Below are 21,985 nucleotides of genomic sequence, written 5' to 3'. Positions count from 1 at the left end.
TCCTGACACCTGGTTTTTTGGAAAGCTCCATGACTTTTTTTTGCTCTTTTCGTAAACTGTGTTGCTCTTGGTCAAATATTATCATCTTAAATAATTCAATATCAGTAAAATATTTATTACTTTGACGAACATATGCCCCAAAACCTTAATCACGACGGGTTTCATTCTTGTTGATAAAGCAACAACCTAGCGGAAATAGCCTTTTTTAAATGAATGGAGACTAATCGCCTTTCGTTTTGATATATGAAAATCAAAAAAATCGTCGCTTGTTGATTCGTTTTGGCTGAATTATTATTCAGCAGTGGTCCAACTTTTTTATAATAGTTCAATGAAGGCCATTTCGACTGCTCATCTAAGAGAGATAGACGCGTGTCAATTCATTCATCATTCATTTAGGAATCACCTCAAAAAACAAGAACCCTTCTTAAATTTTTTCCATCTTTTTTATTTGCTTCATAAAGAGAAGACATCGTGTCTTGGATCTTATGATTTGGCTGACCCTTGACTATCTATTCTTTATATAAAAGTCCCCTATCAATTAAGCCTGAAATCACATTTATTAGACCTCAATTGTATTAAAGGAAAAATAATATGCTATCATTATGGTTACATTTAGAAATAGATAGTTATACAAAAAGGGGACACAAAATGGATAAGCTTCAATTACTTTATGAAGAAGCCGTACAACATACAAAAGATAAAATAAAAGCAGATATAAATCAGTTCATGGAAAAGAAAGAAAGCTGCCCTTCGATTGAAGAGTATCTATCTGAAAGAGGCCATTATGTTGAACAAATCTGGGTCAATGTTTGGTTAAATAAAGTAACAAATGATGTTTCTAGAAGCGATAAGAAGTCCTTTTTACGGGAAAAGGACTATGAGGTAGAAGGTGTAGACCGTAAATTAATTAACAGATTATTTCGCAATGAAATGAGGGATTACCGACCATTCCCTGTTCATAAATGGTTAGAAGAATCCATTGCTCCATTTAAGGATGAGTGGGAAAAGACATATAGAACAGCAAGGGATACATTCTTTCAGAGAGAGGAAAAAGAAAAACGAGAAGAAGCTAAGCGAATGATACAAAAGGAGCTTTTCCAAATCATTAATCAATTCTTAGAGGTTAAGCATGATGTTGGTTATATTCATTTAAGACATTATATTTCGAAAAAGTTTATGAATGATCTTCAAAATAAACCAAAGTATCAAAGAATTGAACCCTTTATGATTGAGGAAGAGTTAGAAGACCAAGGTTCTTTCCATCATCAAGACTATTCTGTTTTAGCAGACTTTTTGAGAGAATTAACTGGTTCGATTCATAAAAAACTAGACTATACTCGAGGTTACTGGGAATATGAAACCTATTTTTATACGTATGAACGTCTTGTAAGTAACTATATTTCAACACTTATTCCCGAATTAATACTGCAAGAAATCACTTCAAAAATTCTGAGACAGTATAAAGAAGTAATCGGAAATAAGCTTACAGTGAGAGAATTACAAGTGATATTTGCTGAACAACTATTGAGCTTAAATCGTTCTTATTTTGAAATGATTGAAAAAGAGTATGTTGAGGATCTTATCAAACTTTCCTCCATTCCATTTGATGAACACCACCATTTAGAAATCTATAAAATGGACCTTATAAATCGTGAACGAAGAAAAGCAGAGGAGCTTCTTGAGTTACAACGGAAAAAAGAGGAAGAAGCTCGAATGCTCGAAGATATCTTCGGACGTGAATACAGCCCTTCTTTAGGAAAAAATATACGATATGTCCTTCATATCGGTGAAACAAATACAGGAAAAACCCATCATGCATTGACGAAAATGAAAGAAGCAGAGAGCGGATTATACTTAGCCCCTTTACGTCTTTTAGCTTTAGAAGTATTTGATAAGCTTAACGGGGAAGGAATCAGTTGTAATTTGAAAACTGGAGAAGAAGAAAAAGAAGTCCCGAATGCCCGTCATATTTCAAGCACAGTAGAAATGTTTTATGAGAAAGAGCATTTCGACGTGATTATCATTGATGAAGCACAAATGATAGCAGATAAGGACCGTGGTTTTTCTTGGTATAAAGCAATAACTAAGGCAAATGCAAATGAAGTGCATATTATTGGAAGCAATAATGTTAAGCCTATGCTTTTAGGATTATTAGGTGAGGCTGATATCGAGATTCATGATTATAGTCGGGAGCTCCCCCTTGAAGTAGAATCAAAAGAATTTTCCATTAAACATGCGAAAAAAGGCGATGCTATTGTTTGTTTTTCAAGAAGAAAAGTTCTTGAAACGGCATCGATTCTTCAAAATAATGGACATAATGTCAGTATGATTTATGGAAGCATGCCTCCTGAGACACGAAAAAGACAGATGCAACAATTTATTAATGGAAAAACAAGCATGATTGTGGCAACGGATGCCATTGGTATGGGGTTGAATTTACCTATAAGAAGAATTGTCTTTTTGGAAAATGAGAAATTTGATGGGACAAGAAGGAGGACATTATCTTCTCAGGAGGTTAAACAAATTGCAGGGCGTGCTGGACGGAAAGGGATTTACAATATTGGAAAGGTTGCTTTTACAAGAGATATCAAGCGGATGAGAAAACTGCTTCAGCAGGAGGATGAGCCTGTTCAATTCTTTGCTATTGCTCCAACAAATCATGTATTTGAGCGATTCCAGCGTTACTCGCACAATTTAGGTGATTTTTTTGAGCTTTGGGACAAATTTGAAAGTCCGTTTGGAACAAAGAAAGCATCATTAATCGAGGAACGTGAATTATATGAGCTTGTCGCTGATACTGAGATTGAAGCAAGACTATCGATGATGGACCTATATGGTTTTCTACATCTTCCGTTCTCTAAAAAAGAGCCTGAGTTAACAAGACAATGGCTGGATACTTTAGAATCACTTATCAAAGACGAAGAATTACCTGAACCCATTATCAAAAATAAAAATCTTGAGCAACAAGAGGTTTCGTATAAGGCTGTTGGTCTACATCTCTTATTTTTATACAGAATAGGGAGAAAAACAGAAGCGATATACTGGGAGCGTTTACGTGAGGACATTGCCAATGGTGTTCATGAAAGCTTAAGTACAGAGGTATCGAGCATATCAAGATCATGCAAAAAGTGTGGGAGAAGACTTCCACCAGGCTTCAGATTTCCAATCTGTGACTCATGCCATTATTCTCGTCTAAGAAAAAAAACACAAAGACGTTTTGATTAATCTATGGTTCTCGAGCAATTTTGGAGTATAGAAAGAGGTAATATGATATTCTGTTCACATTAAATCTTATTCCTTGAGGTGGTCACAATGAAAATTGAAGTATGGTCTGATTATGCCTGTCCATTTTGTTATATTGGAAAACGCCGATTAGAGGAAGCTTTAGAAACATTTCCTCATAAAAGCAAAGTAGAGGTTGTATTTAAAAGCTTTGAGCTTGATCCAAATTCGGATCGTAATACAGATCGAAGTATTCATGAAATCATAGCTAATAAGTATGGTACTTCTATAGATCAAGCTAAAAAAATGAATGAAAATTTGAGGAAGCAGGCATTATCTGTAGGGCTGGATTTTAAATTTGATTCAATGATTCCGACGAATACTCTTGATGCACACCGATTGACGAAGTTCGCGGAAACGAAAGGGAAAGTGGTGGAAATAACCGAACGTTTATTAAAAGCTTACTTTACGGATAGCTTGCATATAGGAGACCATCGAACGCTTTTACACTTAGCAGAGGAAGTAGGATTAGATCGCGATGAAGTAGAATCTATTCTGAAAAGCGAGGATTTTACAAAAGAAGTTCGAAATGATGAGAGCCAAGCAAGTCAAATTGGAGTAACAGGTGTGCCGTTTTTTGTTATCAACCAAAAGTACTCTATTTCAGGAGCACAGCCAAAAGAAGTGTTTGAAAGCGCAATTCTTAAGGTTTGGGAAGAGGAAAATAATAAGCCTATCCTACAATCAATTAATCCAGACAGTAATGAAGGTATGATTTGTTCGGATGATGGTTGCGAGATACCTACTAATGAATAATCAAAAAAATCGAAACCCCCACAAATTTGATGAAGTGGGGGTGATTCTTAATTAGAAAAGAAATTCTCTGTATAATATGGTTGGGATTCTGCATTAAACGCTACACCTACACCTAGATATTCATAATCCGGTTTTAGAATGTTTTTTCTGTGACCCATGCTATTCATTAATCCTTCATGAGCATAAATACTGCTATACTGTCCATAGGCTAAATTTTCACCAGCCGTAACAAAAGTGATTTCATCTTCCTGCATTCGGTCAAAAGGAGATTCTCCTTGTAAATTAGTGTGGCTGAAATAATTGTGATCTGCCATATCTAAACTATGCTTACGAGCCGTTTCCTTTACATGCTCATTGAATGTTAGAATAGGAAGATCATGATTCACTCTTGATGAATTGGTTAAATCAAAGAGTTGATATTCAAACCCTTCTTTCAATTTTTGGTTTGATTCAGCATATATATTACTTTTATTATTTTCTAGTTCTTCACTAATAATTTGAATGGCAGTGACCGTATCATTTTCATGTTTATCATAGAATATGGTCACATAGCTGTTATCTAATTTATATACCTCATATTCGCCATTATTTTGGATTTGATAATAGATCAACCCTTTTCGAATCTTTGTGAGTGGATCACCAAGTTTCTCTTGTACAATTTCCTTCTTACTTCCCATCTTGATTCCGATAGAAGATGCTATTAGATCTTGGTTTGTATAAAGACCATTCACTTGTTTTTCAGCATTATAGGAGACCATCATAAAATTATGATAGTTTTCATGATAACTGAACCAATCAATACCATATTCATTTTCTGTATGGCGCTGCGGTAATCCAACTGTTTCCTCTACTTCAGCCTTTTCATATCCAAGCACAATATTTGAAACTGAAAATGTTTGTTCGGTCGGGATGGCTAAAGTTGGTTTATCTATATTCTTTTTAGGTGCCTCTTTCTTCTCACTTTCGAATGAATTTTCTAATTTGTTTAAGAGGGTATGAAAAGTACTATTTAGTGAATCCATTGCCAATTCAACATCAGGATTCTCTTTAACCGATTCTAGTTTTTCAGCTGCTAAATCTAATGAAGGTATATCAACCCAATCATTTATTTGTTCTTCCCAAAGGGGTTTTGAAATAAATGCAATGGAGATAATCAATATTAATACGAATAATTGCCTCAACGTTATTGCCTCCAATCTTATTACCATTCTAACCGAAAAGTCTAAGATAAATAAGGAATGTGCCTTCAATATTTAACGGTTATTCCTTCCAACTATAATGTCCTTAGGAAATGAAGTCCGTTTTAATCTTGAACAGACAGGGTATCATAAAAATAAAATGTCTTGCATCTATTGACGAAATACATATATAGAAGGGGAATGAGAAATGAAATTATCACCAGAAGAGCGAATTCAATTACATGGTTTTAATAATCTGACAAAATCATTGAGTTTTAATATGTATGATATTTGCTATACAAAAACACGAGAAGAGAGAGAAGCGTACTTAGAGTATATTGACGAACAATATAATGCTGATCGATTAACCAAAATATTAGAAAATGTAGCCGATATTATTGGGGCGCATGTTTTAAATATTGCCAAACAGGACTATGTTCCACAAGGAGCAAGCGTTACGATATTAGTTTCTGAGGGGCCAATTTTGGAAGTCCCTACAGAAGAATCTTTCGATGAATCACCTGGTCCACTCCCTGAAGCAGTGACCATGCACTTAGATAAAAGTCATATTACCGTACATACCTATCCTGAATATCATCCATACGAAGGAATTAGTACATTTAGAGCCGATATTGATGTCTCGACATGTGGAGAAATATCACCTCTTAAAGCACTTCATTATCTTATTCATTCATTTGATACTGATATCATGACAATGGATTATCGGGTACGTGGTTTTACAAGGGATATTAATGGGCACAAACTGTTTATTGATCATGACATTAATTCTATTCAAAATTATATTCCTGAAAAATTAAAGGATGATTACGATATGATTGATGTCAATGTTTATCCACAAAACATTTTCCATACAAAATGTAAATTAAAAGAATTTGATCTGAATAATTATCTGTTTGGATATTCAAAGGAGAAATTAGATTCACGTGAGATGGATAATATAACGAACAAATTAAAAATTGAAATGGATGAAATATTTTATGGGAAAAATATGAAGCGACACTCGTGAGAATTTGAGATGAAGCCCTTCCGAATGTGTGAAGGGTCTTTTAGTTTTTTAATTAAAAAATAAAAACCCTAAATAGTAATCACATTACTTTATATTAATGACTACATCTAGTAAGATATAGGATGTTAAAAAGAGGTAAAAAAACAAAAAATAAGGAGAAAATAATGAGCGAAAAAAATACATATGAATTTTTAGCTGATGATCCAAGCTTCAATGTGAAACCTGTGATGATCTCACTAATTATTGGAGCATTTTTTGCGATACTTAACGAAACTTTATTAAATATAGCTTTGACAACCTTAATGGAGAAGTTTAGTGTGTCAGCAACAACCGTACAGTGGATGGCAACAGGTTTTATGCTAGTAATGGGGATTTTAACACCAATATCCGCATTAATGCTTCAATCCTTTACCACCCGACAGATGTTTATTGGCACAATGACTGTTTTTACCATAGGGACATTGATTTGTGCTATGGCACCGACGTTTTCCATTCTTCTAACAGGAAGAGTACTACAAGCAGTGGGGACGGGTCTGTTAGTTCCAATTATCTTTAATACGTTTTTGTTGATTTTTCCACCGGAGCGAAGAGGAGCCGTTATGGGGACGATTGGCTTGGTGATCATGTTTGCACCTGCAATTGGACCAACATTATCGGGAATTATTGTTGAACATTTAGGTTGGCGATACTTATTTATCACAGTCATTCCATTTGCATTATTCTCCATTCTTTTTGCATTTAAGTACTTGAAGAATGTAGGGGAAGTGAGTAAGCCTAAGATTGATTTCCCTTCGATTCTATTATCCACTATTGGATTCGGTGGAGTAGTTCTAGGCTTTAGTTTTGCAGGAGAAAAGGAAGCAGGCTTTTTAGACCCGACAGTTTTAATCTTTATTATTGGCGGTGTCATTTCTCTTATTTTCTTTGTGTTAAGACAATTAAAGTTAACTGAACCAATGCTTGATGTAAGAGTATTTAAGTATCCCATGTTTACACTTGCAGCCGTGTTATTTGTGATTATCATCATGGCAATGTTTTCTTCGGAAATCATTTTGCCGATGTATATGCAAGGACCTTTGGCTCTTTCAGCGGCAACGGCAGGGTTGATCTTACTTCCAGGTGCAATATTGAACGGCTTGATGTCACCGGTAATGGGGAAGCTTTTTGATAAAATTGGACCAAGAAAATTAATCATACCTGCATCTATTGTATTAACAGGTACATTATTTGCATTAACCAGAATTGATATGGAAACACCCCTCTGGTTTATCATTTTAAGCTATATTCTACTTATGCTCTCGATCTCAGCGATGATGATGCCGGCACAAACAAATGGATTAAACCAGCTTCCAAAACGTTTATATCCTCATGGCACAGCAATTATGAATACATTACAACCGGTTTCTGGTGCCATTGGGGTTTCTGTATTCATTAGTATTATGACAGGGAGACAACAGCAATATTTAGAAAGTTCAGCTACTCCTAGTAATCCAGATACCATTAATCAATCACTCGTAGCAGGTGTCGAGCTTGTCTATATAATTGCATTTGGGTTTGCGGTTATTGGTTTACTTATCGCCTTATTTGTAAAAAAAGCAACCCCAGAAGATATTAAGGATCCGTCAAATATGAATGAAACATGATGGATATAGAAAAATATGGACCAAAGAGGGGCTACTCTAATAGGTAAGCCTTTCTTTGGTCTTTAAATTTTATGTCATAATTTCCATATTAATTAAATGCTTTTCAACCTCTTTAAAATTATTTACGGGGATAAAAGTAATTCCCTTTTCCTTCAATAAATCCTGAAGAGTGCCGATTGCAAATGTCATATCAGAAAATACAGCCGGATGTGAATCAGGTTCACTATCTCCAATAAAGCAAACGAACTCATACTCCTCTTTAAGCTGTTTGATAATTTTCGTCTTATCAATCCCATACCGTTCTGAAAAGTGGACATGCTGATCATCGATGTTCATGTGAATATTGTTCTTATGGAAGAAACCTTGATTCGAAAATACAGGAACATTTTCAACAGCATATTTATTCAATACGTACTGAATATAATAATCCGTTCCCGCACTTAAGATAAAAAAATCACCGCCGTTTTTCTGTACATTCCTAATAAAGCTTGGGACATATTCATCAATAGGGATTTGAAGAATATCAGCAATAATTTGGTCTTCGTTTTGATTTATTGATTTGAACACCGTCGCTAAAAAGTCAATATCCTTTATATCTCCCTCTTTCCATTGCTTAAAAAGACTATGACCTTCTTGAAAATATTTTTCAATCACGATCCAATAAAAGTCCTTTTTGGAGATAGTTCCATCGAAATCAGAAACAAATGCCCATCTTTTCATTGTGTCACCCTCCAGGTAAAAATTTATGTAGCAAATAAATGCGAGTGAAGAACTAATTTAATATAATAAGATCGTATCATAATTAACTAAAAGAATTGTTATGAAAAAATGATTTCCGATATTTTATGACTCATTTCGTGAAGATTATTGATTTTTTACAAGTTGAAGGTCTTATACTAAAGCAATGGATAAATCTCCAATTGCTTCTTAGTCCAATCTCTCACTTCTGACAAAAGTTTATACGAATACAGTCTATTTTATAGATTGTTCTATTCTTTTATGTAAAGGTTTTGTTAATAATTGTTCATTACTGGAGGTTTTTAAATTTTTAGCAAGAAATCATAAAAGAATAATAAAAGGGGGACCATCTATGAAATCATTAGTTTCTGTTCGAAAACCGATTGTAATGAAAATGTGGGAACAGTATCCCAAAACGTGGAAATTGCTTATTGATTTAGGGATCTTCCTAAAATATAAAACATTAAATATTAATAAAATACCGAATAAAATTGTTTTACCTTCTGAAAATATTCTATATGTTAATTCTGACGAAAACCGTGGGAGAGCATTATTGATAAAAGGTGGTGTTACACAAAAAAGACTCCGAACATTTTGGAGTAATGCAGTGAAATATTACAATCCTGATGTAATCATTGATGTCGGAGTCAATTATGGTGAATGTATTTTTTCAACTACTTACCCTTCACATACTAAGGTTTATGGAATTGAAGCAAATTCTAAATTATTTCAGTACATAGAAAAATCAAGAGCAGCTCATCCAAATAAATCACAAATAACAATGATCCATGCGCTAGCATCCGATTCAGATGGAGATAGAAAATGGTTCTTTATAGATAAACATTGGTCTGGAACTTCCTCTGCCTCCTATAAACCTTCACATCATATGATTGAAAAAACCCCTGTTGAAACAATTACAATTGATTCATTATTTAAAGAAGACATAACGCCAAAAAATCTCCTTTTTAAAATTGATGTAGAGGGATATGAAGCATTTGTTCTAAAAGGGATGAGGCAATTAATTGAAAAAAGTCATACTGCCCTAGGATTTCTTGAATTTAACAGTGAATATATAGAAAGATCAGGAATACAGGCTGATGCTTTTTTTGCTGATTTAAAAAAGTATTTTACAATCTATTTTTATAAAGACGACGTTACAATTGTGAACGCAGCTCAAAAATCATATAAGGAAATACAAGCGATTTTTGGATCTTTACATTTTCATACTGATTTCATAGTAGCAAAAGGGGATAAAATAATGGATTCACTTAAATTAATTGACGAATAGTTATTTCATTGTTAGGTCCAATTGAATAGTATTTTTAGGTACAATGGGGATTGAGGTGGTTATTATGTTTACGAATTGGATCGGATTGTGCTCGGTAAAAGTGAAAAATGTCATTGAGAGATATACAGTAAGGCAATTTGCAGAGTCAATCGGAGATTCTCACCCCATCTTCATTGATGAAGAAACAGGAAGGAAATCGATCTATAAACAAAATATTGCACCTCCAACATTTCCGAGGCTTTTTGACTATGGAATGATCGAGGGTATGGACCTTCCTAATAACGGGCTAATTCATGGAGAACAAATCTATCATTATGAGCGGCCTTTACTTGTTGGGGAAATCATATATTGCTACCAAGAAGTTAAAGATTATTATGAGAAGACAGGTCGTCATGGAGTAATGGGATTTTTAATTATACAGAGATATGGTGAGACAGAAGGGGGACACCTAATCTTTACAGCAAAGCAAGTGGTAATTTTGAATGAAACTGTAAGAAAGGAGGTAAAAAAGGATGAAAAATCTCACAGAACTGAGTGAAGGAGAAAAGCTGGAAGATGTACACTTACCCCCCGTTACCAAACTTGACTTAATTAAATATGCGAAAGTGTCTGGTGATTTTAATCCAATCCATTTGAGTGAAGAAGCAGCTCAAAACGCTGCTTTACCAGGAATTATTGCTCATGGGATGTGGACAATGGGTCATTTGGCAAAACTGTTTACGCCATTTTATGAAAAAGGATTTATTCAAGACTACTCAATCCGATTTAAGGGAATGGTTTTTTTAAATGATGTTATTAGCTTAAAGGCAAAACTATTAGAGATTCATGAAAAAATGTTATATTTTGAAGTATTAGCAGTAAACCAGGAAGGGAATCAAGTCATTAAAGGAACGGTTGTGTTTATTCTCTATCTATAGCTTATCATTATTTGTGTACATTGCTTATTATTTGCGAAATGATGGCTTTGAAAGACTACAAGGGGGATAGTCAATATCCTGTGCATAGTAAGATAATTTTTTTAGAAAATAGCATGCTTCTGGAAAATGATGTTCTAGAAACCTTAATGTGGCTTGATTAAAAACTTCATCTTCAATATATAATGATACGGTTTCCTGCACAAGTTGTGTAAAACCTGTAACAGCAATGGCAACTTCCTTAGCGAAATGTATCTGACCACGAAAGTTTTTTGGCATAAATCGTAAGAACCCTTTGATGGCTTCATTCTGTAAAATAAATGCACTGAAAAGTTCTTTATAATGAGTAGCTTTTTGAATAAGTGGGATTTCAACCCCATCTATACTCCGAATTAATAATGCTGCATGTCCCACTTGATCTTCAAGCCATAAATCCATTAAATCGACTAATGGTAATCTTGGAGGGATTTGCCCATTTATGTAATAGGAAAGGATCCTCAAATACTCTTGATTCTCATTTAATGTACCATTTAAGTAGGAAGGTGTTAAATTTAGATTGATTTTATTTTCGATCCGTAGTCTCTGAAGCTGACCTTCAAAATGGTAATATCGATTAGCAATTTGAAATGCGCGTTGGGAAAACTGGATCATTTCTTGTGAATTCACATCGGTATCTATTCCAATATTGCTTAACTCCCTCCTTAAATTTGCAAAAGCTGTAATATACACTTTGGCAGTTTCCACCCATTTCGATTCGTTAGAAGATAAAAAATCCCTTATAAAATAGGCATGGTCCTCTAATATTTCTAACCAAAAACTATGCTCCTCATGCACAGAAATCTTTTCATAACCCAATTTCAACCCCTCCTTAAGTTCTCTGTAATATAGCCTATGAAAAAAAGGTTTTAACAATGTCATTTCTTTTAGATTACTAAGGATGTTCGCCTCTTTGACGTCTTTGTTTAATAGGAAGGATAAGTTGCTTGTTTTCGTAGATAATAATTGTCATAAAAGGAATGAATAGCTCCGAGGTGGTACAATTTGAATCTGAAACAATGGTTTCTTAAAGATGACACAGATGAGGATACAATCCAGTCAACTAAGGAAAAGCCAGTTCATAATGAGAAAAGTGTTTTTCCTAGTTATGAACATATCATTGGTCAATTTTCAGAGTGTTCAGATTTAACTGAACGCTCTTATCCCTCTTTAGATTTATCCATAGTTTATTTTGAGCATCTCATAGATCTACAAAAACTAGAGTGGGAAATTCTATCAAAACTTAATCAAAATATAGACGCTCTGCGAGAACTATTAAGCAGTTCGAATTACATACGTTCAGACGACAGTAAAGTAGTGGTTAAATCGATTCTCCAAGGGAAAGTCATCCTTTTCTTTCAGGGAGAAACGATAATAGTGGATGCGAGTAGTTCAGAGGGGAGAGCAATCAATCAGTCTGAAACAGAAACGGTGATAAATGGTCCTCATGATTCGTTTGTTGAATCCGCTACTACAAACCTCTCACTTATTAGGAAAAAAGTAAAAAGTTCACATCTAAAATGCATAAACTTATCTGTTGGTGAAATCTCTAAAACTGAAGTATATATTTTGTATTTAGAAGAAATCGCCAATCCAGTGTTAATTAAGCATCTTATGGAAAGAATTGAAGCTATTGAAATTAACGCTGTGAACGATTTAAATATGCTTGTTCAATTAATAGATGAATTTCCTAATTCTCCATTTCCTCAGTTTTACTCAAGTGAGCGGCCAGATGTAGTCGCCAATAAGCTATTTGATGGGAAAATAGTAGGTCTAATGGATCAAAGCCCTTATGCTTTTTGCACACCAACAAACTTCTTTGATTTTTTTCAATCTATTGACGATTTAAGCCAGAGGTGGATGATTGGAACGGCAATCAGATTACTACGTCTAGTTGCCTTATTTATTACAGTTAGTTTTACTGCGTATTATGTCTCTGTTACAACATATCATTATGAAATGATTCCTGAAGCGTTATTAAATAATCTTATAGAATCCAGGTCTAAAGTCCCGTTCCCGCCTTTAATAGAAGCGTTACTTATGGAATTTACCATTGAGCTTTTAAGGGAAGCAGGTGCTAGACTTCCAACCAAAATTGGTCAAACCATTGGGATTGTTGGAGGAATTGTAATCGGACAAGCGTCAGTAGAGGCAGGTATTACAAGCAATATTCTTATTATAGCTGTTGCTGTTTCAGCTATCTCTTCTTTCGTTATTCCTAGCTACATAATGAGTGCTTCATTACGGATTGTTCGTTTTGGCTTTATCATTTTGGCAGGATTGTGGGGGAATATTGGACTGATATTCGGGGTATCAATTCTAGTCATCCATCTTACTGGGTTAACGAATTTAAAAACTCCATATTTTTTTCCTTTATCCCCGACATATCCAAATGATTTAAAGAATTCTATTATTCGAGCTCCTTTTGCTTGGGTTAAAGGAAGACCTCATAATACGTTAACCATTAATGTAAGAAAAAATAAAATGAAAAATTAGGTGAAACTAATGAAGGAGAGGCTTCACCCATTCCAAATAATTATATTAATTTATATGATTCAATCAGGTGTTGGGCTATTTAGCTTACCTAACAAACTGGCTAACACTTATGGAACAAATGGTTGGATTGGGATCTTTATCCTTTCAATCATTGCCATTATCAATATTAGTCTAATTGCATTCGTTGTTAAATTAGCAAACGGGAAGGATCTATTTCAACTTTATGAATCGGTCCTGCCTAAGATATTGATCTACCCCTTATATGCATTATTAGCTTTTCAATGGGGGATTTTTGGCATTTTTGTAACGAATAAATTTATTTTATTGCTTAAAATGCTGTACTTTCCAACCGTTTCTACATATATTTTTACGTTTATGCTATTGTTACTTACCTTTATGTTAGTAAAGGGTGGTATATATCATATCGGAAAAGCGACGGTCATCTTTTTTTATCTAACGATAGGGACGACCCTGTTACTATTTTTCCATCTAAAAGAATTTAGATTTCTAAGAATGACAACTTTTATTTTTAAAGATGGAAATGACTTTATAATTGGTAACTTGGACATCTTTTTTTCATTTTTAGGGTATGAACTTGTACTATTATTGATTCCATTTGTTGAAGCAAGTAAGAAGTGGATGAGATATGTAGTATATGGAAATCTCTTGACCACATTGGTTTATGGAAGTGTTTGTTTTGTTAGCTTTGGTTTTTTTAGCTATAAACAAGTATCCAATGATTTATATCCAGTATTAACTTTATTAGAGTATACCAAATTCCCATTTGTTGAGAGAATAGAAAACTTAATTTTTACTTTATTTGCAATGAAGGTCCTCATCACAATAGTAATGTATTATTGGGCGTCTGTTACTTGCATGAATAGAATCTTACCGTCTTTAAGAGATGAGGTGGTAACTTTTGCTATGATAGGTATTACATTTCTTATTAGTCTGTCAGCTTCTGTGATGAGTGAAGTCGACCTCTGGTTAAAATATTTAGGTTATATTGAAACATGTCTGGCATTTGGATTGCCTCTATCAGCATTAGGATGTATCGCGATAATAGGCTGGAGGAATTAGGATGAAAAGATTACTCTTTTTGATGATCATAACTTCTCTCTTAACCGCATGTACTGAAAAAAAAATTGTAGATGAACTTGGGTTAATCAATGGTGTATCCTATGATTTATCTGATCAAGAAGATCAATACTTCATTACGGTTTCATTTCCGAAAACATCAGAAAAAACGAGTGAATATCATGCTAAAGTGATCGCAACAAATGCAAAATCAAGTAAAGAAGCCAAGATGAAACTGATGCAAAAAACGAATTTCAATTTAGTAAGCGGGCAAGCCAGGTTAGCTCTCTTTGGTGAAGAAGTTGCTAAAAAGGGTATATATAATATTGTAGAGTCGTTGCTCAGGGACCCTAGTATTGGCTCAAGAATTTATTTAGCAGTAGCTAGTAGTACGGGAAATGAAATCCTGAATAAGAAGTTGATAGATGAGCCCGATAATGTATTCTATATATTCTCCTTACTTGACAAGGCTCAAATGCAAAATTCAACGCCAAGCATTAACCTCTATGAATTTACAAGAGATTATTATGATGATGGAATAGATCCTATCCTCCCTGTATTCAAAACATTAGATAATGAAATAACATTAGATGGATATTCAATTTTTGATGATGATCGAAGTATAACACGAATTAAGGGGCAAAATGTTCAGCTTCTGTTTATCTTGAGAAAAAGTATTAAAAATGGAAATTTGTATTTTGAATTAGATTCTGGTGAAAAAATTATGCTCTCTTATTTTAAGAGCAAACGAGATATACAAGTTAAAAATAAGAGTAGTTTAAAAGTGGATGTCCATGTTCATGGCCAAATTCAAGAGTATGATGGAAAAAAGGATTTAACTGATAAAAAGCAAATAAAAGAATTAGAAAAAGAAATGTCAGATTATCTAAATGAAAAGCTAAATACCTTAATAGAACTTCTTCAAGAAAACCATACTGACCCTATAGGATTTGGTCAATATGTTCGAAATGATAGTACATTTGAAGATTGGAAAAAAATCAACTGGAATGAAACATATAAAAATTTAAGTATTGATGTGAAATCTACCATTAAGATTTCGGATATTGGGAAAGTAAAAAGATGAATAAGAAAATTATTAATCGTAAAATTTGAAGCGGAACCGTTAAAAATAAATGAAACCACAAAAAATGCAATAAATACTTTCTAATTGGACTAACGAGTGCGATAATCATTAAGGATTTAAAATTAATATGATCAAGTAATTCGACCAGAGTTACATGTAAAAGGAAGTAGGGAAATATTTTGCATGACTTTTTATCTTTAGGAATTTCGGAATCAAGCATAAAAATTTTACAAGAATATGGTGTAGTAAAACCGACCCCAGTTCAAAGTAAAGCTATACCATCTATCATAGAAGGTAAGAATATTATTGCTCAAGCTCAAACAGGAACCGGGAAGACTCTGGGATTTGTCTTACCAATTCTGGAAAAAATAAAACCAAAAGAAGCATATGTTCAAGCCCTCATAATTACACCAACAAGAGAACTAGCATTACAAATTACAGATGAAATAGAGAAAATGATTGATCATCGTTCAGACCTTGATGTTTTAGCCGTTTACGGTGGTCAAGATGTAGAAAAACAGTTAAAAAAATTAAAGAAGAATGTTCAAATCGTTGTTGGGACACCTGGACGACTTTTAGATCATATTGGAAGAGGAACTGTAGATTTATCTAAACTATCCCATCTTGTTCTTGACGAAGCGGATCAAATGCTCCATATTGGTTTTTTAAATGAAGTAGAAGAAATAATGAAACAAACTCCCCGCAGTCGCCAAACGATGCTCTTCTCGGCTACGATGCCTGAAGAGATTAAGACGCTTGCGAAAAAGCATATGCACAACCCTGAATATATTCAGGTGGAAAAAACACAAGGACCTGCTCAAACCGTTAAGCAAATGGCCATTTATTCAGATGATCGTTCTAAACAAGCAACACTTATTGATTTAATTGAAACACATCGTCCTTATCTGGCGGTCGTTTTTTGCCGTACGAAAAGAAGAGTGAGCAAGCTTTATGAAGTATTAAGTAGAAATAGGATATCGTGTGATGAAATACACGGTGACTTGTCTCAGGCCAAACGTGAAAAGGCAATGCAACGATTCAGAGAAGCGGAGGTACAGGTCTTAATCGCGACTGATGTTGCAGCGAGAGGTTTAGACGTAGATGGAGTGACACATGTATTTAACTATGATATTCCTCAGGATGCCGAAAGCTATATTCATCGTATCGGGCGTACAGGAAGAGCGGGAACAAAAGGGCTTGCCATTACTCTCTATTCTTCTCGAGAACGTCCAACACTGGATCTAATCGAAAAAGAGTTAAAAATTCGAATTTCTAAACAGAATTTAGGAAATGCCAAAAAAGATCAAGGAAAATCAAAATCGTCATCAGGTAAATCTCAATCATCTAAGAGAAAGAACAGCCATAAGAAGAGCAAGCCCAAAACCACAGGCGATTCGGGTGGACGTAGAAATCGTAATAATAAAAGTACAGAGCAAAAACGGAATTGGAAATCAAATGATGAATCAAAGAAAGAACGAGGCACGACTCGTAAATCTGAAAATCGAAAGTCTAGGGAGAATGGTCAAAAGAATAAGAAAAGAAAATCCATGGATAGTGGAATGAAATCAAGATCAAAAAATGGGAAAAGGACGGATTCAAAGGGAGCATTTAAATCTAGAATGAAAAGTAATAGTAAAAAGAGCGGTTCGGGGAGAAACAAAGGCGGGAATCGTAACAGACAAAAGTAAATAGAAAATGAAAAACATGCACTTTTTATGGTGCGTGTTTTTCGTTTTTTAATTACAATCAGTAGGCTAAACGGCTTAATTAAAGTATAGTAGTCAATGGATAAATATAAGAACAAACATAGGGAGTAGAAACGATTTATGAAACTTGTATCTTGGAATGTAAATGGATTGAGAGCATGTGTACGAAAAGGGTTTTTAGACTATTTTAATAATGTAGAGGCAGATATCTTTTGTCTTCAAGAAACAAAATTACAAGAAGGCCAAATTAATTTAGAATTGAAGGACTATTATCAATTCTGGAATTATGCTGAGAAAAAAGGCTATTCGGGAACAGCGGTTTTCACAAAAGAAAAACCGCTATCTGTTAGCTATGGTATTGGAAAGAAGGAATCCGAGCCAGAAGGCAGAGTGATTACTCTAGAATATGAAAAATTCTTTTTAGTGAATGTATACACTCCCAACTCCAAACGGGACTTATCCAGAATTGATTATAGGCTAGAGTGGGAAGACGAAGTAAGAAGCTACCTTCAGGAGTTAGATTCCGATAAACCAGTTATCTATTGCGGAGATCTTAATGTTGCCCACAATGAAATGGATCTAAAGAACTCTAAATCTAATCGTGGTAATTCTGGATTTACTGATGAAGAGCGGGGAAAAATGACTCGGTTACTCGAAAGTGGATTTGTGGATTCCTATCGCTCTCTTTATCCTGAAAAAGAGGATGTTTATACATGGTGGTCGTATATGAGTAAAGTAAGAGAAAGAAATATTGGCTGGAGAATTGATTATTTTATTGTATCAAAGAGAATAGTAGAACTAGTAATCGATTCACAAATCCATTGCGAGATACTAGGCAGTGATCATTGTCCAGTATACTTAGACATTGAAATGTAAATTGTGTAAATAGGATATACTGCGTGATAAAGAAAAAACAAATAGGAAATAAATTGGAGGTATGAATATATATGCTACAAAAAAAAATGGAAGAATATATTACAAATGCTGTTGAGAATCAACCTTTAGTTGAAGAACTGACTCTTATCCTTTTTAAAGAAGAAAAAGATTATATCAATAGACATGGACTGATTCCAGAGAATCGAAACATCACTCTTTTAGAGAAGGATTCTTCCCTTCGTTTTAAAGAAGCTTATATTGAGCGAAGTGACAAAGAGACAGAAGAGTTAATTGCAGAGGAAGGCCCTTCTTTTTTAACACAACCTTTGGAATATCTCAATAAAAACCAAAGGGAATTTGTTTATTTAGAATCAGAATGGTTTGATTTAACTGGTGTTGATGGAGTCTCTTTAGAAGTTGATGATGTTTTTATGACATACAACGTATTGTTAGGTTTAAAGCTGCAAAAGAAGTATGAGTCACCACTAAAGGATTTTCTAGAGACGCATTTAAACGGTGAAGTACCAAAGTATAGTTTAATGTTTAATCAGAATGATGGATTATGGGATGTGAATTTTACATTGAATTATGTGGAAGGGTTTAATAAAGAAATGCTTATGGAGGAAGCATATACCTTAATCTACCGTTTTATTTTTACTCTTGTTGAAGAAGTGGAAGTAAAGCCTTAAATTTTATTCAAAATATTTCGTAAGAGCCGTGTTTACCTAATGGGTAAACACTTTTTTTAATTGTAATTTTGATACTATTGAAATGAAACCTATGTTTTCTTTTCAATGGGGGCTGTCTGATAACTCAATTTTCCTATAATTAGAAGGAGGATTTTAAAATTAAAAATATTGATAAATCAACGCTCCTATTTTTAATTTTCATGAAGTTTCCCCTCTACGGACAGCCTCATTTTCAACTACTCCTCACAGTGTGATGTTCTTCAGAGTAACTTTTGATGAAATGTATCATTATTCTTTGAATTTCTTTTAGAATTCATACGATTATTCATTCCAGGTCCTATAAGCATAAGGAGATTCGTCATTTTCCTTATCTTGAGTGTGGTAATACACAACTTTTTGATTTTATGCACGAAAGCTTTGACGAAATGCACGAGAATCTAATATTGTGCATGAAAATGACTAGGTAATGAACGAGATTTCAAATTTATGCATATGTGGGAACGAATCAAAAAGGAACCCAAACGAATCATGTTGAAATTACTAATAAAAATAAAGGGCTGTCTTAATTCAAAGGATCAGTGACCATAACTTCAATAGATAAAAGAAAGTCTCCAGATCATCTTCTATCTATGGCGAACAGTGTTGTTCCTGATCCATTTTTAGACTGCCCCTCACTCCTTGATATCATAAAAATTCATTTAATTGTATAAACGCTATTGTGAATAATCGGTATTTCCTATTGTTAAGGAAAAAATAAATTTTTTATTTAAAAACGGTTGTATAATAATTCACTCGGTAGTATAATAATCCAATATTAAGAAAGGGAGTGGCAAATATGAAAGTAGCAATCATAGGGGCGACAGGTTACAGTGGAATCGAATTAATTCGGTTGTTACAAAATCATCCCTATGTAGAAATCGAGATGATTATTTCAGGTTCACATGACGGAAGTCGAATTTCTGAAGTGTATCCCCATTTAGAAGAAATTATAGATGATAAGCTAGTTGCTCTAGATATTGAACAGCTAGAAAAAGTGGATCTTGTCTTTTTTGCCACACCATCCGGGGTAAGTAAAAATACATTGCCATTATTGATGGATAGAGGGATAAAATGCATCGATTTATCTGGAGATTTTCGTTTGAAATCCCCTGGAGCATACGAAGACTGGTATGGATTAGAGGCAGCCGAGCAGAAGTACTTAGATCAGGCGATTTATGGACTCAGTGAAATTTATTCAAAAAAAATATCGACTGCAACCTACATTGCGAATCCGGGTTGCTATCCAACTGCTGTTTTACTTGGTTTAATTCCAGCATTAAAGTCGGGAATAATCGATCCAGGCTCAATCGTCATCGATGGAAAATCTGGTGTTTCTGGCGCAGGAAGAAAAGCTTCTTTAGGTACCCATTATGCTGAAATAAACGAAAATGTGAAAGCCTATAAACTAGGAAGGCACCAGCATATTCCGGAAATTGAACAAACGTTAGGTGATGTCTATGGAGAAAAAGTGAACATTACGTTTTCCACTCATTTAATCCCAATGTCAAGAGGAATTATGTGCACAATGTATGCCGATTTTCAACAAGATGTTACTACAGATGAAATCATTCATCTTTATAAAGAATATTATCAAAACTCTCCATTTGTTCGGGTTCGAAAGAGTGGCATTTGGCCAGCAACAAAAGAGGTAGCAGGGTCAAATTATTGCGATTTAGGATTTTTAGCTGATCATAGAACAGGAAAATTATCAATTGTTTCTGTAATCGATAATGTTGTAAAAGGGGCTGCTGGTCAAGCGATACAAAATATGAATCTCATGAATGGCTGGAAGGCTACAACTGGTCTATTAATGACACCTGTTTATCCTTAGTAAAATATCTATGAAACTATGAGGATTACCAAAAAATGATATGGGGTGATGACTGGAATGACAAAACACGGATTGTTGAATTTTATGGATGTAAATAAAAAAGAAACGATTAAGAAATTACCAAATGCAAGTGTAACTACCCCAAAGGGTTATGAGGCAGGAGGACTTTTTTGTGGAATAAGAAAGAAACGTTTAGATATGGGATGGATTTATTCTCAAGTCCCTGCATCAGCAGCAGGAGTTTATACAACTAACCTCTTCCAGGCTGCCCCACTCCTTGTTACACAAGAAAGTATCGGAGTAGAAAACAAGCTTCAAGGAATAATAGTGAACTCTGGCAAAGCAAATGCATGTACAGGTAATCAAGGGTTGCATGATGCGTATGAAATGAGGTCTTCGTTTTCGAAGGTATTAAACATAAACGAACATCATGCAGCTGTAGTTTCAACTGGGGTTATTGGCGAGCATCTGCCAATGGATAAGGTTAAATCTGGAATTGACTCCATCACACTTGCAAGAGATAAAGTAGGCGTTGATGAATTTGAGAAAGCCATTCTCACAACCGACACGTGTACAAAACATTTTGGAGTTCAACTCTCCATCAACGGGGAAATGGTTCATATTGGCGGAGCTGCAAAAGGGTCTGGAATGATTCATCCAAATATGGCCACAATGCTTGCATTTGTAACAACAGATGCCAATATTCCCCACCCATATTTACAACAAGCACTTAGTCAAGTGACAAATTCGACCTTTAATCAAATTACAGTTGATGGGGATACAAGTACGAATGACATGGTGCTTTTGTTAGCGAATGGGCTAGCAGATACGGAGCCTCTAACCCCTGAACATCCGGACTGGGAAGTATTTTTTGAAGGGTTAAAGCTAGTTTGTCAAGAGCTTTCTAAGCAAATTGCTCGTGATGGAGAAGGGGCAACTAAGCTTATTGAAGTGGAAGTAACGGGTGCCGCAACAGATAATGTCGCACAGGCAATTGGAAAATCAATTGTGGGCTCCAGTCTTGTAAAATCAGCGGTATTTGGAACGGATGCCAATTGGGGACGAATTATATGTGCTATTGGCTATAGCGGTCAGGCGATTAACCCGAATGAAGTAAAAGTTTCAATTGGCCCAATCACTGTTGTAGAAAATGGATTACCTAGTCCTTTTGATGAGTTTAAGGCCAAAGAATATTTAGAACAAGAGACCATTCAACTTCACATTAGAGTAGGGAATGGATCTGGTAAAGCCACCTGCTGGGGGTGTGATCTCAGTTATGACTATGTCAGAATCAATGCGTCATATCGGACGTAAGGAGATCAAAG

At 34.6% G+C, this 21,985-nt stretch carries 18 protein-coding genes; 15 read left to right on the top strand and 3 right to left on the bottom strand.

Annotation, left to right across the window (positions count from 1 at the left end; translation table 11 throughout):
- Positions 1-648 precede the first annotated feature (648 nt).
- A complete protein-coding gene (locus JOC86_RS02695) occupies positions 649-3,225 on the top strand; it encodes a helicase-related protein (protein WP_205168226.1) in 2,577 nt (858 codons plus the stop codon).
- A gap of 87 nt (positions 3,226-3,312) precedes the next feature.
- The gene (locus JOC86_RS02690) at positions 3,313-4,038 is read left to right on the top strand and encodes a DsbA family oxidoreductase (RefSeq protein WP_205168225.1); all 726 of its coding nucleotides are present in this window, start codon (positions 3,313-3,315) and stop codon (positions 4,036-4,038) included.
- A gap of 47 nt (positions 4,039-4,085) precedes the next feature.
- On the opposite strand, the gene JOC86_RS02685 is transcribed toward JOC86_RS02690, so the two are convergent.
- A complete protein-coding gene (locus JOC86_RS02685) occupies positions 4,086-5,219 on the bottom strand; it encodes a CAP domain-containing protein (protein ID WP_205168224.1) in 1,134 nt (377 codons plus the stop codon).
- 205 nt (positions 5,220-5,424) lie between these two features.
- Here JOC86_RS02685 and speD point away from each other — a divergent pair, with 205 nt between their 5' ends.
- Complete coding sequence (speD, locus tag JOC86_RS02680) at positions 5,425-6,243, top strand: adenosylmethionine decarboxylase (protein ID WP_205168223.1); 819 nt, start codon at positions 5,425-5,427, stop codon at positions 6,241-6,243.
- 164 nt (positions 6,244-6,407) lie between these two features.
- Positions 6,408-7,886: an MDR family MFS transporter gene (locus tag JOC86_RS02675; protein WP_205168222.1), complete on the top strand. Its 1,479-nt coding sequence runs from the start codon at positions 6,408-6,410 to the stop codon at positions 7,884-7,886.
- A 69-nt stretch (positions 7,887-7,955) separates the two neighbouring features.
- Here the strand turns inward: JOC86_RS02675 and JOC86_RS02670 are convergent, their stop codons facing one another.
- Positions 7,956-8,606 (bottom strand): MtnX-like HAD-IB family phosphatase, encoded by a 651-nt coding sequence (locus JOC86_RS02670; protein ID WP_205168221.1) that lies wholly within the window; start codon positions 8,604-8,606, stop codon positions 7,956-7,958.
- Positions 8,607-8,976: 370 nt separating this feature from the next.
- On the opposite strand from JOC86_RS02670, the gene JOC86_RS02665 reads away from it, so the two are divergent.
- The 3 genes from JOC86_RS02665 to JOC86_RS02655 all read left to right on the top strand — a co-directional run bounded on the left by JOC86_RS02665 (position 8,977) and on the right by JOC86_RS02655 (position 10,829).
- On the top strand, positions 8,977-9,912 hold the full coding sequence (locus JOC86_RS02665) for an FkbM family methyltransferase (RefSeq protein ID WP_205168220.1): 936 nt from the start codon (positions 8,977-8,979) through the stop codon (positions 9,910-9,912).
- A gap of 64 nt (positions 9,913-9,976) precedes the next feature.
- Positions 9,977-10,450: a MaoC family dehydratase N-terminal domain-containing protein gene (locus JOC86_RS02660; protein ID WP_205168219.1), complete on the top strand. Its 474-nt coding sequence runs from the start codon at positions 9,977-9,979 to the stop codon at positions 10,448-10,450.
- Positions 10,425-10,829, top strand: a complete 405-nt coding sequence (locus JOC86_RS02655) for a MaoC/PaaZ C-terminal domain-containing protein (protein WP_205168218.1) — start codon at positions 10,425-10,427, stop codon at positions 10,827-10,829. The genes JOC86_RS02660 and JOC86_RS02655 overlap by 26 nt, the downstream gene beginning before the upstream one ends.
- A 27-nt stretch (positions 10,830-10,856) precedes the next feature.
- Here the strand turns inward: JOC86_RS02655 and JOC86_RS02650 are convergent, their stop codons facing one another.
- Positions 10,857-11,681 (bottom strand): DUF2935 domain-containing protein, encoded by an 825-nt coding sequence (locus JOC86_RS02650; protein WP_239587357.1) that lies wholly within the window; start codon positions 11,679-11,681, stop codon positions 10,857-10,859.
- A 186-nt stretch (positions 11,682-11,867) separates the two neighbouring features.
- Between JOC86_RS02650 and JOC86_RS02645 the strand changes: the two genes are divergently transcribed.
- From JOC86_RS02645 to argJ, 8 genes are all read left to right on the top strand, one after another.
- Complete coding sequence (locus JOC86_RS02645; RefSeq protein ID WP_239587356.1) at positions 11,868-13,358, top strand: spore germination protein; 1,491 nt, start codon at positions 11,868-11,870, stop codon at positions 13,356-13,358.
- Positions 13,359-13,367: 9 nt separating this feature from the next.
- Complete coding sequence (locus JOC86_RS02640) at positions 13,368-14,438, top strand: GerAB/ArcD/ProY family transporter (protein ID WP_275583359.1); 1,071 nt, start codon at positions 13,368-13,370, stop codon at positions 14,436-14,438.
- Position 14,439: 1 nt separating this feature from the next.
- On the top strand, positions 14,440-15,519 hold the full coding sequence (locus JOC86_RS02635) for a Ger(x)C family spore germination protein (RefSeq protein ID WP_205168215.1): 1,080 nt from the start codon (positions 14,440-14,442) through the stop codon (positions 15,517-15,519).
- Positions 15,520-15,698: 179 nt separating this feature from the next.
- Positions 15,699-17,207, top strand: a complete 1,509-nt coding sequence (locus JOC86_RS02630; RefSeq protein ID WP_205168214.1) for a DEAD/DEAH box helicase — start codon at positions 15,699-15,701, stop codon at positions 17,205-17,207.
- A 138-nt stretch (positions 17,208-17,345) separates the two neighbouring features.
- Complete coding sequence (locus JOC86_RS02625) at positions 17,346-18,101, top strand: exodeoxyribonuclease III (protein ID WP_205168213.1); 756 nt, start codon at positions 17,346-17,348, stop codon at positions 18,099-18,101.
- Positions 18,102-18,172: 71 nt separating this feature from the next.
- The gene (locus tag JOC86_RS02620; protein WP_205168212.1) at positions 18,173-18,790 is read left to right on the top strand and encodes a branched-chain amino acid aminotransferase; all 618 of its coding nucleotides are present in this window, start codon (positions 18,173-18,175) and stop codon (positions 18,788-18,790) included.
- Between the two features lie 835 nt (positions 18,791-19,625).
- A complete protein-coding gene (argC, locus tag JOC86_RS02615) occupies positions 19,626-20,660 on the top strand; it encodes an N-acetyl-gamma-glutamyl-phosphate reductase (RefSeq protein ID WP_205168211.1) in 1,035 nt (344 codons plus the stop codon).
- Positions 20,661-20,717: 57 nt separating this feature from the next.
- Positions 20,718-21,974 (top strand): bifunctional ornithine acetyltransferase/N-acetylglutamate synthase, encoded by a 1,257-nt coding sequence (gene argJ, locus JOC86_RS02610; RefSeq protein ID WP_275583358.1) that lies wholly within the window; start codon positions 20,718-20,720, stop codon positions 21,972-21,974.
- Positions 21,975-21,985 lie beyond the last annotated feature (11 nt).

The sequence above is a fragment of the Rossellomorea pakistanensis genome (assembly GCF_016908495.1).
Classification (GTDB): Bacteria; Bacillota; Bacilli; order Bacillales; family Bacillaceae_B; genus Rossellomorea; species Rossellomorea pakistanensis.
This window is presented reverse-complemented; position numbering and strand designations above follow the sequence as displayed.